The sequence below is a fragment of the Terriglobia bacterium genome (assembly GCA_035712365.1).
Lineage (GTDB): Bacteria > Acidobacteriota > Terriglobia > UBA7540 > UBA7540 > SCRD01.
Map to the genome: position 1 here is coordinate 17273 of DASTAW010000036.1, position 15729 is coordinate 33001.

Here is a 15729-nt window from a genome sequence, read left to right on the forward strand (position 1 = left end):
CACTTCGGCGTTCTGGTTTATGCATTGCTGGCAGCACCGGCCGCGGCCGGAAGAAGGATGATCAGCCTCAGGCCGGTCGATCTGGCCATCATCATCATTTATTTCGTTGCGGTACTGGGAATCGGATTCTACCTGAAGGGCTACGCCAAGCGCGGCGAGGACTTTTTCGTGGCTGGCCGCGAGATGACAGCCTGGGTGGCCGGACTTGCCTTCATCTCCGCCAACCTTGGATCGCTCGAATTACTGGGCTGGGCCGGCAATGCCTACCAGTATGGCATTCTGGCGGCGCACTGGTACTGGGTGGGCGCGATTCCCGCCATGCTGTTTCTCGCCATCGTCATGATGCCCTTTTATTACATCTGCAAGACGCACTCCGTACCGGGTTATCTGGAGTTGCGGTATGGCCATGCTACAAGCGGGCTCAGCGCCGTGACCTTTGCCGTGATGACCATTTTGATGTCCGGCGTCAATATGTATGCGATGGCGGTGGTGATGCAGGTGATCCTGGGCTGGAACATTCATTTCAGCATCTGGGTTTCTTCTCTGACCGTGGGCATTTACGTTGCGCTGGGCGGGCTGTTTTCGGCCATTTTCAATGAGGTCATCCAGTTCTTCCTCATCTGGCTGGGCGCTCTGTTGATTCCCATCCTGGGACTGGTGGAAAGCGGCGGCTGGTCCGGCATGGTGGCAAAAATCCATCAGAACTTCCCCGGACAGGATTTCACTCATTTGTGGACGCCGATGACCAACCCATCGCAGAACCCCATGGGCGTGCAATGGGTGGCAATCGTTTTTGGCCTCGGGGCGGTGCTCTCGATGGGCTATTGGACGACGGATTTTCTGGTGGTGCAGCGCGTGATCGCCGCCAAAGACATCCGCGCAGCGAAAACCGCGCCCATCATCGGCGCATTCTTCAAGATGGCAGTCCCGTTCATTGTAATCCTGCCTGGATTGCTGGGCCTGGCGGTGCTGCCTTTCCACCTCTATCCCACCAACATGGCAGCGCCCGGACAACACACCTATGACCAGGTCCTGCCGCTGATGATGGCTCGCTATCTCGGCCCCGGTTTGCTGGGCCTGGGAATCACGGCGCTGATAGCCGGGTTTATGTCCGGAATGGCGGGGAACATCAGCGCCTTCGCCACCGTCTGGACCTACGATCTCTACCGGCCATTCATCAGGAAGGGCGCCACCGACCAGCACTACGTGGCCATGGGACGCTGGTGTACGATCATCGGGCTGCTGGTGAGTATTGGCGCCGCGTATGTCGTCACGCGGTTCGGCAGCCTGATGGATTATGTTCAGGCGTTGTTCAGCTTTTTCATCGCGCCGCTGTTTGGCACCGTCCTCATCGGCATGTTATGGAAGCGCGCCACGAAAAAGGCTGGGTTTTGGGGCTTGCTGGCGGGCGTGGTCTCGTCTGTCACCATGTTTTCGCTGATGCGCAACCATCCCGGCCGCGTCGCCTGGTTCACGTTTTATTCAAAGTCGGCGCCGCTGGCGCAGGCGATGTGGCAGGCTCTGTGGGCCTGGGTGGCCTGCGTTATCGTCACGGTCATCATCAGCCTGTTAACCACGCCCACGCCCGCTGGGGAATTGCAGGGCCTCGTTTACGGCGAAACTGAAATCCCCAGCGAAGGGCATCTGCCGCTCTATCAGCGGCCGATCTTCTGGTGCGGAGTGTGCTTCGCGGTGTTCCTGGTGCTGCAATGGATCTTCCGGTAGAACTTGGGAGAGAGCCATGACCGAAAGCGGAGTCATACTGAAACTGAGTACACGGGAGTGTCGGAATGAGTGAAGAACGTAGGATGATCCCTGTCTGGTTTTTTGCTGGTATCTTAATTCTTATATACGGCATCCTGATTTTTGTCAGTGGACTTGTAGAATGGTCCCATCCGCCGGCTACCGTGTTGGCCAGCTTCCACGCGCCGGTGTGGTGGGGGGCCATTATGATCGTGATGGGCGCAGTGTTTGTCCAGCTCTTCCGGCCGAAGAAATAAGCAATGCCAACGATTCTCCACACGGCAAGCAGGCGCTGGACCAGCCCTCCGGCCCTGCAATCCGCTTGGACAATATGATCTTCACGTCAGGAACACCACATTAGCGGGAGTTCCGACGGGCGTGTACTGGCCGGTAAAGGTGAGCGCGCCGGTCTGCTTGTTGACGCGGAACGTGGTGACGGCGTCGGCACGCTGGTTGCAGCAGTAAAGGAAGTCGCCCGCGGGATCGATGGTGATGCTGCGGGGATAATCGCCGCGGGTCCATTCTTCGCCAGCAAAAGTAAGCTTGCCGTCTCCATCGATAGAGAACCATGCGATACTGTCGTGCAACCGGTTGGCGCCGTAAATGAACTTTGCATCGGGCGAAATGCGGATCTCGGAAGTGTAGTTGGTGCCGGCAAAGCCCTTGGGCAACGTCGAGAGCACTTGCTTCTGGGTCAGGCTGCCGTTCGAGGCATAATCGTAGACTACGATTGACGAGCCTTCCTCCTGAATGCAATAGAACCAGCGGCTGTTAGGATGGAACACAAAATGGCGCGGGCCATCGCCTGGAGGCGCTGAAGCCGAGGGTGGGTCGTTCGGCGTCAGCTTGCCCTTGTCGAGATCAATGTTCCAGATCAGGATTTTATCCATCCCCAGGTCCGTGGAGATGACGCGTTTACCGCTGGGATCCGATTCAATCATGTGCGCGTGCGGCGCGTCGTGGCCGCTGATGGCAAAACTGCCCGGAGGCGCGCTGGTGGCGTGCTGCGGGCCGAGCGGACCTTTGTCCTGGTGAACGTCGGTGGCAGGCCCTAGTTCTCCGTTGGAAAGGATGGGCACGACGGCGATGGTTCCTCCGCCGTAGTTTGCGACAAAGACGTAGCGTCCGGAAGGGTGGACGCTGATGTGGGCCGGACCGTCGCCCTCGGAGCTGACGGTGTTGAGCAAAGTAATGTGCCCGGTGGAAGGATCAACGGAATACGAACTGACCGCGCCCGAGCGTTTGCCCTGGTAATTGTGGATTTCATCACCGGAATATAAATGCTTTTTGTCAGGACTCAGAGCGAGCCACGAAGGGTTCCTGGGATTCTCGACCAGTCCGCGCTGGGTGAGGGCGCCGCTTGCGGAATCCATTTCAAAAAGGTAGACACCCTGGCCGCGGCCGGGGCTTCCTTCGGGCCCTGCCGGCGAGCTATAGGTCCCGACGCAAAGCAGACGCGGCTTGCCCGACCGCGCCGCCGTGGCCCCTTCTTTGACCCCGCTGTCGGGGCCACAGGCCAGAGCAGGCCCCGCCAAGGCTATAGCGGCGGCGCTTTTCAGAAATCTACGGCGTGACGGTTTGGTTGAAAGGTCTTGATTCAGCTTAACCTCTTCCGATGGCATGCGAATCCTCCTTTGATTGCGAGCGCAGATGGACCCGAAAAGGCAAGATTATGATGTCATCCGGCCAGGAACGCAAGCACGGAATACTAATCAGGGCATGTGGTGTTGGGTGGGCCGGGTGAGATTATTGGCGGTGCTGGTCAGACAGCGGGAATTCAACCCCGTGTTCTTCGTTGACTTGCCGGCTGGCGGCGATGTTGAAATCGGACAGCGGAAACTTGCGGGCTGACTGGCCGTCGAAGACCCACAGTGTTTCACCAAAGATTGCATAGTCGCGCGCTTCCATCTCGTGCCCGTCGCGGTAGATGAACACCGTGGCCGGGAATGCCGGCTGAGGGTGGGATTGGGCCTGGGGCAGAGGCTGCCCGGGCTGTTCGGCGCCTGGCGGCGCGTGGGACTCCATGGAGGCCTGTTGCTCGCGAAGCGAGTGCAGCTCGTCTTTCAGCGACTGCACCTGGTTCGAGAGATACTCTTTCTCTTGTGCAGCCACTTCCGCGGCAACGTCACCGTGCGCGATCAGAGAGGCTTGCTGGTACTGAACATCGAGCGGCGGCCACAGGCTGGGGTAGAAATAGGTGAAGGGATAGCTCTCCGGATATCCGTAAAATGGCGGAAAAACAATGTTATGGAAGCCGAACGGGCGAACGATGAAAGGTCCGGGCTGCATCCAAGAGCCGGGAGCGGACGGAGCCGCCACTGCGATAGCGGATTGGCCGCTAAGGGCGAGTGGAGATAAGGCACCCGCCAGAAACACCGCAAAGGCGAGCAGACACCTCATGAGCAAAGTTTATCACAAATCCAAACGGAACACGCAGGAACCAAGACGCTGGGTAGTGGTACAGTTTGATTGGTGGCACGGGCGTCCTCGCCCTTGCTTCTGTGAAAGGACACGGCCAAGATGGCCGTGCCACAAAACAGCAACCAAACTGAGTCACCATCAGGCTGTTGAAGGTGTTTTGCAGGCGCCAGTCCTCTGCGTCCTTCGGTCACGCCAGACAGCGCGCCACCACAAGGGTGATGTCATCCGCCTGTTTCTCGCTGCTGAACCGCTGCACGGCCTGGATTACAGAATCGAGCAGCGGCCCGGCATTGAGTTTGTAATGGGAGCACGCCGTCTCCAGCAGCCGCGACTCTCCAAATTCTTCGCCCGAGGAATTGGCAGCCTCTGTCACGCCGTCGGTGTAAAGGAGCAGAGTATCACCAGGGCTGAGGGCGATCTCCGAGACCCTGCAATCCCATGCCTCAAACAGGCCCAGCACCGTTGACGTGGAATCCAGGCGTTCGACATTCAACGGCGGGTTAGGGCCGGCAGTGGAAGGGCTGCACTTGCGCAACAGAAGGGGCGGCAGGTGTCCGCAATTCACGTAGCGGAGTCGGCGGGTTGAGTCGTCGTAATCCGCGAAAAAAAGCGTAGCATAGCTGCTGTCGCCCGTGTTTTCGTAGAATAGCCGGTTCACCGAACTCAGAAGCTGGCAAATATCGTCGAGCGCCAGGACATACTGGCTGCGCAGGTTGGCCTGCAGATTGGCCATCAGCAAGGCGCCCGACACGCCCTTGCCCGCGATGTCCGCCAGCACCAGCGCCAGGCGGCCGGGCCGGAGTTCCAGAAAATCGTAGAAATCGCCGCCAACTTCGCGGGCCGGAGCGCAGCCTCCCGCGTACTCAAGCGTGCGCAGAGGGGGAAGTTTTTGGGGGAACAGCCGGGCCTGGACCTGACGCGCAAACTCCATTTCCTGCGCGGCGTGCCGCTCCGTCTCGATGCGTTCGGCAATCTCCTCGCCCAGATGGATGCTTTCCATGGCGATGCCGGCCTGGATGGCCACAGACGCCAGAAGCCGCCTGTCCTCGCGGGAATAAGGCTCCTCCGATAGCCTTGAACCGAGCACCAGCAGACCCACCAGATGGCCCTGACGTCCAAGCACTGGCACCAGGCAGTCGGGCTTGAGCGGCGCCAGCCGAAACGGCCGGGGAAGCTTATCCTCCTCCTCGGTCACGTCCCAGGGCCGCCCGCGACGGACCACTTCAGCCAGCACGGGATCAGAGGGGGAGAGGGAAGCCAGTTCCGGCGGGACATCGCCGCGCATGGCGGAAAGCCGGTTGGCGTCCGTCTCCAGGTAAACCACCAACGAGCTTGGACTCAACGCTTGTCCCACGTGTTTCTGCAAAAGGCCGGCCAATTTTTCCCGGTCAGTTGCATTCCGGGAAATTTCGACCAGGTTCTCAAGGACCATGCGGGCATCGTATGAATTGCGGAAAAAGGCGCGGTCGATCCTTTCTCCCACACGCTTGTGGACCTCCATTCCGGCCCACAGCAGAACGGTGCCGAAGCCTGCCCCTAAGGCGATGCCGCCTGGAATTCCTCCGGCGGCAAACAGTTCCAGGTAGGGGGCCAGAAAGACCGCGAAAGCCAGCGTAACTCCGATGCTGACAAGGGCCAGCAAAATCGTAAAGCCGCGAAGGACGAGCAGATAACGCGCGCCGCGGCGCAACAGGACAGGGACCTCGAGGACGCGATGTTTGACCACCGCATAGGCGAAGGAGAGAGGAAAGAGAAAGAGCAGAACGACCAGTATTACGCCCAAAGCCAGTGGCGGATGGACCCGAAGGAAATCGCCCAGAGCTGTGAGGAACGAGATCGGTAGCACTCCCACCAGAGTGCCCCAAAGAATTACACGAATCTTGCGCCGGGCTTCCGGGGTGGGCGCGGTGACGGCGTTCGCCAGCAGCGCGATCAAACCCGCTGCAATGAAGCCATAACTGTAGGTGAGGCGGAAAATGTGTAAAGCATGCCCTCCGATCAGATGTTCCACAAACTCAGGAGCTCGAGAAGTTCCGATCTGCAATCCGGGAACCGCGAATGTGGCGGCAATGGCGAAGCCAAGCCACTTCAGCCACGGCAGGCGGCGCTCCAGGAACGAGCGGGCAGGGAAGAGGGTGAAAAAGCAGTAGAAGATCGCTCCCAGGAAGGTGCTGAATATTGCCCGATAGGCCATGGAAAACGAGCGAAGCGCAGGATCCAATCCAGCGAACATGTTTGGAAAAGGAGGAGCGGCGGTGAAACACATGAACATCAGCAACAGCAGCCAGGCGTTGCGGTCCTCAAGCCGCCAAAAGAGGACCGGCAAGCCGACTATCAGGAATACCAGGGGATAAGTATGAAGAACTTCCTGGCCCAACCGCTCGGTCAGCCCGGCCTCTTTCGACGGCGACCGGCGCGCTCGGAAGGTGGCGGTCAGCAGCAGAGGAGACGTTTCCCCTTCGCGAACGACTCTGAGTTCCACCTCGTTGCCGGGTTTCTGGCGTGACCACACGTCAAAAATCATGTGGCGATCTTCAATCGGGTGCTCGTTGACGGCTGTGATGCGGTCTCCCGGTCTTAACCCCGCTTTGGCCGCGGGCCCGCCGGGCTCGACGGTGCGGACGCGTTCAGCGTGCAGCGCCCCAATATAGTCGAAATCAAAGCCCAGCTCTACGCCGCTCTGCCAGCGGATGGAGTACATCCAGAGCGAGCTGTAAAGCACGGCCGCAGCGGCAAAAGTTGCCGCCAATGCAGCCAGCAGGGGCTTCGAGACTGGGAGAACGCTTTCCATGCTTACAGATGCCTAACATCATAATACGGGATTTGGCCAGGCGGGTTTCTGAGTGGCGCGGCAAGCCCGGAAGATTTGACAGAGGTTTGACAAAACGCCAGAGGCGCTACTGCGGGCAGCGTTCGGGCTACACCTCCGGGATGCCCAGGTCTTTCGAACCGAGCGGCGACATCGTCACGTTTGGCGCGTACTGCTCGAGCAGATCAAGGGCAATGCGCGCGCGACGGACGCGCTCACGGCCCATCCGGGCCGCCAGGTCTTCAATGTGGCCGCCGGAGGGATAAATGTCAGGAGCATTCCGCAACCCGAACTTGAAGTAATTGGGCGCCGACACCTGGATGATCAGCGGCATCTCGTAATACCGGATAAAACCTCCGAAGTTGTCAGGCACTTCGATGTAGAGGTCGATGGGAATATTCACCGCCTGACGAATGGCGCCGATCTGAGCCGGCGCAAGGTCGGTGGGGATGTTCAACGTGGAAACACCCGCCTGCTCAAACAGCCTTGCCGTAGCGGGATTGGCCGCCGGCAGCGTCACCGAACTCTTGACCACCAGGTTCCTGGGCAGTTCACCTTTTTTCTTCATTTCGTTGATCACCCAGATCAAACCAAGGTCGGCGGGAAGAATACTGCGAATTCCGAGATCGCAGGCGCGTTTGACGTCTTCAATGGCGTAGACGAGCTGGTCGGCCCCCCGGTGTTGGAGCCCCATCACCTTGCCGGCCGTTGAAGCGGTCTGCGCGCCCGTCTCAAAAGTGGCGCGCGGCCCAACGAACAGGCACACCTCGATGCGCTGGTCGCGGCCGATGTGCGCCATCTCCGAGATTTCGGCGCGGGTCAGCAGCATGACGCCGCTGCCCTGGCTGACACGGTGAATCGGAACGTTCAGGTCCTTGGCGGCATCCAGCACGTCGCGGAAAACGCGCGGACCCTCGACGCTGGGAATTTCAAAGCGGTATTGCCCGCCGTCCTTAAAGCGGAGCGAAGTTGGCTTGAGCGCATGATTGTCTTCATACGGCAGCTTGAGCTTGGCGAGAAATTGTTGCGTCTTCTTCATGGCAATCTCCTGGAGGAGTCTCAGATTCTTCCTATTGCGTATACTTCAAATAAACCGTGCGCGATTCTGTATAGAAATCAAGCGCCAATGGCCCCTGCTCGCGCATGCCAAAACTCGATTCCTTCGTGCCGCCAAAGGGAAGCTGATATTCCACTCCCGCCGTCGGCAGGTTGATGGTGATCAGGCCCACCTCGATGCCGTTGATAAACTGATGCACCCGCGTCAGGTCTCGCGAAACAATGGAGGCGGAAAGTCCGAACGGCACTCCGTTGGCCACGCGCATGGCGTCTTCAAAATCCTCAGCCGCCATCAACCCCAGCACCGGCCCGAAGACTTCTTCCTGGGCAATGCGCATCTCCGGCTTGACCTCGTCGAAAATCGTCGGCTCGACAAAGAAGCCTTTGTCATAAATCCCGCCCGTCAGGCGCTTCCCGCCGCAAAGTAGTTTGGCGCCCTCTTTTTTGGCGATTTCAATATACTTCAGATCGGTCTCGAGCTGCCTCTCGTCAACCGCAGGCCCCATCTGGATTCCCGGCTCAACTCCGTTACCTACTTTCAACGCTTTCGTCTTCGCGACGAGCTTTTCCACCAGCGGCTTGTAAATATCTTTTTCGATGATGGCCCGGCTGCAGGCGGTGCATTTCTGCCCGGTGGAGAAGAAGGCGCCATTCACCAGAATCTCCGCGGCGTAATCGAGATCCGTGTCCTTCAGGACAATGGTTGGATTCTTGCCGCCCATTTCAAGCTGAATTCGCACCTTTCGCCCAGCCAGTTTCTCGTGCAGGCGATTGCCCACATCGCACGAGCCGGTAAACGAGATGCCGCGGATGGCAGGATGTTCCACCAGCGCGTTACCGGCTCCGCTGCCGCTTCCGGTGACGTAATTGACTACGCCGCCGGGTATTCCGGCTTCAACCAGCGCCTCCACCAGGCGGTAGGGGCTGAGGGGCGCCAGCGACGCGGGCTTGATCACCACTGTGTTGCCCGCAACCAGCGCGGGGGCCATTTTCCACGCAGGAATTGCACTGGGAAAATTCCATGGCGTGATCAGTCCCACCACTCCGAGCGGCTTGCGCATCATGTAGCAGAAAACGTTTGGGCGCTCGGAAGGAATCTGGTAACTGAATGACCGCGCACCCTCGCCACCGAAATATCGGAAAATATTGATGGCGCGTTTGACTTCACCCTTGGCTTCGGGCAGGGTTTTGCCTTCCTCGCGGGTCATGTCTTCAGCAACCTTGTCGAGGCGGGACTCCAGCAGCTCGGCGGCCTTGAAGAGGTATTCGCCGCGGCGCGGGGCTGGCAGTGCAGCCCATGCCGGCTGCGCCTTTGCCGCCTCGGCGCAGGCGGTGTTCACTTCTTCGGCGCCGGAAGCCTGAAAGTTCCCGAGTACTTCGTCCGTGTTGGCAGGATTAATGTTGGGAAAAGTTTCCTTTGAAGCGCATTCAACCCACTCGCCGGCGATCATGTTTCGAAAAATTTGCGGCATATTGCCTCCCTCGGTGATAACGGTTAAAAATGAAAACGCAGAACGCTCTAACGGAGCTGAACAACTCCTTCTGCTACCATTGGCTGAGGTTATATCGTACTATAAAGTTCTTCGAGTAGAAGTTTGAGAATTCGGGCATTGGAGCGAAGTGAAAATCGAAACGATTGTGACGGCTGTTATTTTCTTAAGCGTCGGATTTCTGGCAGGATTCATCTACAAGTCCCAGCGGCAGGTTAATATTCCGGCGCCGGCCGTTGCCGCGGCTGCGCAAGGCGCGGAATCGGGTCCAGCCGCTGCAATGGGCATGGGCGGAAACGCGAATGTTGATCCGGCAACGGGCCTTCCCGCGGGGCACCCGCCGCTCGAAGTCGCGCAAATTATCCAGAGTTACGAACAACGAGCCAGGCAGAATCCGCAGGATGCCGGAATCCCGTTGCAACTGGCAAACTACCTTTATGACAAAAAATATTTCAACCTAGCGGTCGAGTGGTACGAGCGTTCGCTGAAGTTGAACGCTAATGAGATTAACGCGTGGACGGACCTGGGAACCTGCTACTTTTACACCGGCCAGGCCCGGCAGGCCATCGCGGAATACAACAAATCTCTTGCGCTCGACCCGAATCACCAGCCGACCATATTCAACCTCATCGTTGTGAACCTTGAGGGCACTCACGACTTGCGGACCGCCGCCAAATATTGGAATGAACTCAACCGGCAGAACCCGAATTATCCTGGGCTTGGGGAAATCAAGGCAAAATTGGATGCAGCGATGGCGGGCCCAGGCTCTGCCATGGCCCGTTAGAGTAAACGGGGCATCCCCGCCAGGTTGGGCGCCGTCTTACTAGTGTGGCACGCTTAATTGAAATCATCATGGACTTGGTTTTGATGATCGGCATGGTGTATGCCATCTCAAGGTCCATTCGCGGCATGCTGGGCGGCGGGCCCAGGGGTGTGGACAGCCGGTCCCAAAGCGGGCAGAAGAGCTCGCCCAAAGTAGCCGAGGGCCACACTGCACGCGATCCTGTGTGCGGCATGTTTGTTTCGACTGAGGTTTCACATCGGCTGGAAGAAAACGGGCGCATCCTTCACTTCTGCTCGAAGAACTGCATGGAAAATTACGAGAAGCGCAAAGTGCGCACGTGACCTCGCAGTTCCCTGGCGGTATCACGTCGTCTCCCTCAGCACCCGTTCTTCTTGAATACTCTTCCTTTGAGACCTGTCCGGCAAACTCACTTAAGGATTGTGCCGAGGCGGGAGTCTGGTATAATCCTGCCCGCTTATGCCCATTCCAGAGAAACGCTGGCAGCACATCATTCCGGTCGCCTTCATCATGTACACGATCGCGTTCGTTGACCGGACGAACATCTCTCTGGCCCTGCCCTCGCTCAGCCACGATCTTCACATGAACGCGGCACAGGCCGGCAGCGCGGCGGGCATCTTCTTCTGGGGCTACCTGCTGCTGCAGATTCCGGGCGGCTACCTGGCAGAACATTGGAGTGCGAAAAAGTTTATCAGCATTCTGCTGGTCTGCTGGGGGGTTGCGGCTGTGGTTTGCGGGCTGGTGCGCACATGGGAGGAGTTCTGGGTCATGCGATTTGTGCTTGGCATCGCCGAGGGCGGCGTGTGGCCGGCCACGCTGGTCCTGCTGGCGCACTGGTTCCCACGTGGCGAACGCGCGCGGGCAAATGCCTACTGGATGCTGTGCCTGCCCACAGCCGTGGTGCTCTCCTCGCCGGTATCAGGCTGGATTCTCGGCCGCTGGGGCTGGCGCGCGATGCTGATCTCAGAAGGCGCACTGCCTTTTCTGTGGCTGATTATCTGGCTCATGTTCATCGAAGACCACCCGCACCACGCCAAATGGATTTCAGGCGAAGAACGGAACTTTCTGAAGACTACTCTGGAGACAGAGTCAGCCGAACTCAATCCGGGGAAGCCGGAACCGTTCCTCAAAGTGCTGCTGCGCCCTCAGGTGCTGCTGCTGGTGATTATTTATTTCACGCAAAACAGCGGCAACTACGGCTATCTGTTCTGGCTGCCCAGCGCGCTTCACCGCGAGAAACACCTGAGCGACCTGACCGTAGGGCTTCTGTTTACGATCCCGTTTATTGTGACGGGCATCGGGATGGTATTGCTTTCGCGGCATTCCGATAAGACCCGGGAGAGGAAAGGGCATGTTGCGGGAGCCATGGCCTGGGGCGGTGTGTTTATGCTGGCAAGCGTTTTCTTCAGCCCGCATTCATTCGTGCTCTCTTTTATCGCAATCAGTGTGGTGGGCGCAGGGTCGTTCGGGGCGCTCGGCCCCTTCTGGGCAATCCCTTCCGAAACCTTGCCGCGATCGGTCAGCGGCTCAGCCATGGGGCTGATCAACGCATTGGGCAATCTGGGTGGTTACTTTGGGCCTGTGATCGTCGGGTACCTCGAAAAGCGGACTGGCAACTTTGCTTACGGTTTCGCCGCCCTGGGCATTGGCTACCTCGTGGGCGCGCTGCTCACCTCCCTTTTTGTTCGCACCTCGCGGAAGCCCTCTTCGACTGTAGTAAGGGAAGTGGGATGATCCTGCTGTTTTCTGTCGGGCCTGAAGGTCCGACCTCTTAGATTTTTGTCAGGCATGATCTTGACCCTTCCCTTAGTGAGGTCGGAGCTTTCTCCGACGTTTGTCCGGCCGATCAAGTCCAGCGGCTTCAGCCGCTGAAGCAATGATCGGCCGATTTCCCCGGGGCGATTTTACAAACATATCCTTGACTTACAAAGCGAATAGGTGTACCAAGGTGGGCTGGTTCGGTGGATTGCCGGGTGGGTTTCATGCCTGGCGTGTGAAAGGCGGCCCGGGTTCCTCTGCAAGGGTGTACGCAGAGATTCATAAAACCGGCGTGGGAACCCGAGGCCGCGACCGTCGCCGAAATTGCATCTCTTCTAACTCGCAAGTTTTAATCAACAGGAGGCCACAATGTCAGACCGGAGGACCTTTATGCAGCAGGTTCTGGGAGGCAGCGCCGCCATGGCGGTTTCAGGATTGGCACCGGCGGGGCGCATTCTCGGCGCGAACGATCGCGTTCGTTTTGGGCTGATTGGAGCGGGTGGACGCGGTCAGCAAATTTTCAAGGCCGCGATCAAAGCTTCAAACACTGAAGCGGCCGCCGTGGCCGATGTTTATACGCGGCGGCTGGATGAGGCGAAAGCCATTGCGCCGGGTATAAAGACCTATTCAGATTTCCGCCGGCTGCTCGATGACAAGAGCATCGACGCCGTGCTGATCGCCACTCCGCAGCACCTGCACGCTCTGAATTTTGTGCCCGCCATCCAGGCCGGTAAGGACGTATACCAGGAGAAGACGATGGCATTCAGTCCTGACCACGCCCGCCGGATGCGCCACGCGTTTGTGGCATCCGACCGCGTGGTCCAGGTGGGAATTCAGTCCACCAGCAGCCAGGCGCAGGTGAAGGCGCACGAGCTTGTCCACAGCAGGCCGATGGGCACTATTTCCGCCATTCATTCGCATATGTACCGCAATTCGCCCTATGGCGGATGGAAGCGGCCGATTCCTGGCGACTGCGACACTCAGCACGTGGAGTGGAAACCTTTCGAGGGAGAAGCTGCCCTTCATCCCTTTGATCCCAACCGTTACATGAACTGGCGCTTCTTCTGGGATTATTCCGGCGGCAACGTTTTTGAGAACATGGTCCACCAGGTGGGCTTCTGGTTCAAGGCCATGGACCTGCACATCCCCGAGCGGGTCAGCATGACAGGCGCCAATTACTTCTCGCCGGAGATGCAGGTGCCCGATACGATGGACGTCACCATGACGCTGCCGGACAAAATATTCTTCAGTTGGAATTCCGGCTTTGGCAGCAGCTATTACGACGCAGACGAAGTTGTACTGGGGACTGAGGGCGCCGTGGCGCGAGATGAGCGGAATGACACTGTAACCTATGTTCCCAAACGGTCGCGGCGCGGCGGCGGCGCTGCTGCTGGTGGCGAGGGAACCTCTTCGCCGGATATCGTGGGCCGCGGAGACGAAACAGAACTCCACATGCAGAACTTCTTTGACTGCGTCCGCAGCCGCAAAACTCCCAACTGCCCATTTGAGATCGGATACCGTTCGGCAATTGCATGCCAGATGGCTGTTGCCTCCTACCGGCAGGGACGGGAAGTCCGGTGGGATGCCGAAGCGGCCCAGATTGTTTAGCACAGTGCACAAAAGAGGTTGTTGCTCTTGTCACCCGTCGCTGGATTTCATAGGGTTCCGAGCAAGGAGGCAACTTTGACTGACAAATTAGCACGAAGGCGATTTCTGAAGACAAGCGGGCTCGCGGTTGCCGGGGCGCTTTCGTTTGGATGCTCATCCCAGACGGAAAACAAGCCGGCAGAGAGCAGCGCGGCCCCAACAACCTCCACGGAGTTTGCCTCCCGCGAACCCAGGCTTCTGCCCGGCTGCTGCGCGTATTCCTTCAACACCTATCTGTCCAAGAAAAAAATGACCTACCCGGAGTTCTTCGACAAAGTAGTGGAAATGGGATCAGTGGGCGCCGACATGACGGTCTACTGGTTCGAGTCAACCCAGCCCGCTTACCTCGCTGACCTGCGGCACCAGGCCTTCAAGCGAGGGATTCCGTTTTCGGGGGCCGCGTGTGGCTCGAGCATGGTGCAGGCCAGTGCCGCCAGGCGGCGTGAGGTGCTGACGGAAATCAAGAAGTGGGTAGACGTTACGGATCGGCTGGGCGCGTCACACTTGCGGATTTTTGGCGGCCCTTTGCCGAAAGGAGTGACGGCGAAGCAGGGAGGCGACTGGGTGGTTGAAACCATGAAACCGGCCTGCGACTATTCCGGCAAGAAGGGCATCACCCTCGGCATCGAAGACCATGAGGGCGTGACCCAGAACGCCGACGTTTGCCTGGAGATTATGCGCCGCGTGGACTCGCCTTATGCGGGCATCAACCTGGACATCACGAATTTCGTGGCCACCCCGAGCGCGGACCCCTACGCCCAAATCAAAGCCTGTCTTCCCTATGCCACGCACAGTCATATTCGCGACCACTTTGAGGACGGCACGCCGGTTGACCTGGAACGCGTCTGGAGACTGTTTGCGGAAGCGGGCTATAAGGGTTACATGTCGGCCGAGTATGAGGGCAAGGAAGATGCCATGACCGGAGTGCCCAGGCTGATGGACAAAATCAAAAAGCTGTGCCGGAAATACTCCACGGCCTGACCCTTCGCGGCAACTCCGGGCCGCCATGCCTCTCGATCCATATGGAAGAAACGACCACAAGGGGAATCAGCCGGAGAGATTTCTTTAAGAAGAGCGCAGCAACCGGCGCCGGCATTGCCACGGTTCGTGCGATTCCCACCATCACTGAGGCCAGCGAAGTTCCAGGGCCGGAGCGAGGCGGTCGTAAGGTCCTGATCATGTCCGACATGGAGGGCGTGGACGGGATCTTCAATTCGGCCGAGCAGTGCAATCCTCTGAAAAGCCCTCGCTGGCAGGAATCCCAAAAGCTGCTGACGGGCGAAGTGAACGCCGCCGTTGATGGACTGATCGCCGGCGGCGCCACGGAGGTTGTTGTCTGGGACGGCCACGATGGCGGTGAGTCACTTTCCGCCGCAGACATCAACCCCAAAGCGCGCCTGCTGATTGGTTCGCCTGTTCCTCCCATCCGTGAATTCGACTCCTCGTTCAGCGCTGTTGTCTTCGTCGGCCAGCACGCCATGGCCGGGGCGAAAGACAGCGTTCTACCCCATTCATTCTTTTTCGACATTCAGAACCTTTGGGTGAATGGGCGGCTCGTCGGCGAGATAGGGATTCGCGCTATGATAGCCGGCGAGATGGGTGTTCCGGCCATCATGCTTGCGGGAGATAGCGCGGCCTGCATCGAGATTCGAGAGTTAATTCCCCAGGTGGAATGCGCGGAAGTAAAGTCCGGGGTCAGTTCTGCGGCAGGCTACACGCTTGCACACCCGGCCGCCTGTGAACTGATTCGTGAGACGTCGGAGCGAGCAATGAAGCGCCTGGCGGAGTTCAAGCCCTATCGCGTCGAGGGTCCGGTTGAGGTGAAAGTGGAGTTCACGACCCCCGGCGCTCCGGGACCGGGGCCCCGCCGTGCCAGCCGGCGCATTGATGAGCGGACCGTGGTCTATACGGGAAACAACATTATCGATGCGTGGTTCAAGTTTGGAAGGCTGTAGCGAGGGCGGCGGAAACCTTCAGGGGGCATCCCGTTAGAAGCTGAGGGC

General features: G+C 58.8%; 13 protein-coding genes. 8 read left to right on the forward strand and 5 right to left on the reverse strand.

The genetic code is table 11. The features are described from left to right. The first annotated feature begins 57 nt into the window (after positions 1–57). Positions 58–1725: a sodium:solute symporter family protein gene (locus VFQ24_10605; protein HET9178793.1), complete on the forward strand. Its 1668-nt coding sequence runs from the start codon at positions 58–60 to the stop codon at positions 1723–1725. A 65-nt stretch (positions 1726–1790) separates the two neighbouring features. Next, the gene (locus VFQ24_10610) at positions 1791–2000 is read left to right on the forward strand and encodes a hypothetical protein (GenBank protein ID HET9178794.1); all 210 of its coding nucleotides are present in this window, start codon (positions 1791–1793) and stop codon (positions 1998–2000) included. Positions 2001–2081: 81 nt separating this feature from the next. Here VFQ24_10610 and VFQ24_10615 read toward each other — a convergent pair whose 3' ends face one another. From VFQ24_10615 to VFQ24_10635, 5 genes are all read right to left on the reverse strand, one after another. Then, on the reverse strand, positions 2082–3365 hold the full coding sequence (locus VFQ24_10615) for a lactonase family protein (protein ID HET9178795.1): 1284 nt from the start codon (positions 3363–3365) through the stop codon (positions 2082–2084). A 124-nt stretch (positions 3366–3489) separates the two neighbouring features. Next, positions 3490–4143, reverse strand: a complete 654-nt coding sequence (locus VFQ24_10620) for a hypothetical protein (protein HET9178796.1) — start codon at positions 4141–4143, stop codon at positions 3490–3492. Positions 4144–4351: 208 nt separating this feature from the next. Beyond that, entirely contained in the window at positions 4352–6955 is a 2604-nt protein-coding gene (locus VFQ24_10625; GenBank protein ID HET9178797.1) for a SpoIIE family protein phosphatase, read from the reverse strand. Between the two features lie 127 nt (positions 6956–7082). Further along, positions 7083–8012 (reverse strand): hypothetical protein, encoded by a 930-nt coding sequence (locus tag VFQ24_10630; GenBank protein ID HET9178798.1) that lies wholly within the window; start codon positions 8010–8012, stop codon positions 7083–7085. A 31-nt stretch (positions 8013–8043) separates the two neighbouring features. Beyond that, entirely contained in the window at positions 8044–9501 is a 1458-nt protein-coding gene (locus VFQ24_10635) for an aldehyde dehydrogenase family protein (protein ID HET9178799.1), read from the reverse strand. Positions 9502–9649: 148 nt separating this feature from the next. On the opposite strand from VFQ24_10635, the gene VFQ24_10640 reads away from it, so the two are divergent. The 6 genes from VFQ24_10640 to VFQ24_10665 all read left to right on the forward strand — a co-directional run bounded on the left by VFQ24_10640 (position 9650) and on the right by VFQ24_10665 (position 15681). Continuing rightward, positions 9650–10303, forward strand: coding sequence for a tetratricopeptide repeat protein (locus VFQ24_10640; GenBank protein ID HET9178800.1), 654 nt, complete (start codon positions 9650–9652; stop codon positions 10301–10303). 68 nt (positions 10304–10371) lie between these two features. Next, positions 10372–10644: a hypothetical protein gene (locus VFQ24_10645; GenBank protein ID HET9178801.1), complete on the forward strand. Its 273-nt coding sequence runs from the start codon at positions 10372–10374 to the stop codon at positions 10642–10644. 136 nt (positions 10645–10780) lie between these two features. Continuing rightward, entirely contained in the window at positions 10781–12055 is a 1275-nt protein-coding gene (locus tag VFQ24_10650; protein ID HET9178802.1) for an MFS transporter, read from the forward strand. Between the two features lie 393 nt (positions 12056–12448). Next, positions 12449–13687 carry a Gfo/Idh/MocA family oxidoreductase gene (locus VFQ24_10655; GenBank protein ID HET9178803.1) on the forward strand — a complete coding sequence of 413 codons (1239 nt, stop codon included), beginning with the start codon at positions 12449–12451 and terminating at the stop codon, positions 13685–13687. A gap of 75 nt (positions 13688–13762) precedes the next feature. Continuing rightward, positions 13763–14707 (forward strand): sugar phosphate isomerase/epimerase family protein, encoded by a 945-nt coding sequence (locus tag VFQ24_10660; GenBank protein ID HET9178804.1) that lies wholly within the window; start codon positions 13763–13765, stop codon positions 14705–14707. Further along, positions 14683–15681 (forward strand): M55 family metallopeptidase, encoded by a 999-nt coding sequence (locus VFQ24_10665; GenBank protein HET9178805.1) that lies wholly within the window; start codon positions 14683–14685, stop codon positions 15679–15681. The genes VFQ24_10660 and VFQ24_10665 overlap by 25 nt, the downstream gene beginning before the upstream one ends. Positions 15682–15729 lie beyond the last annotated feature (48 nt).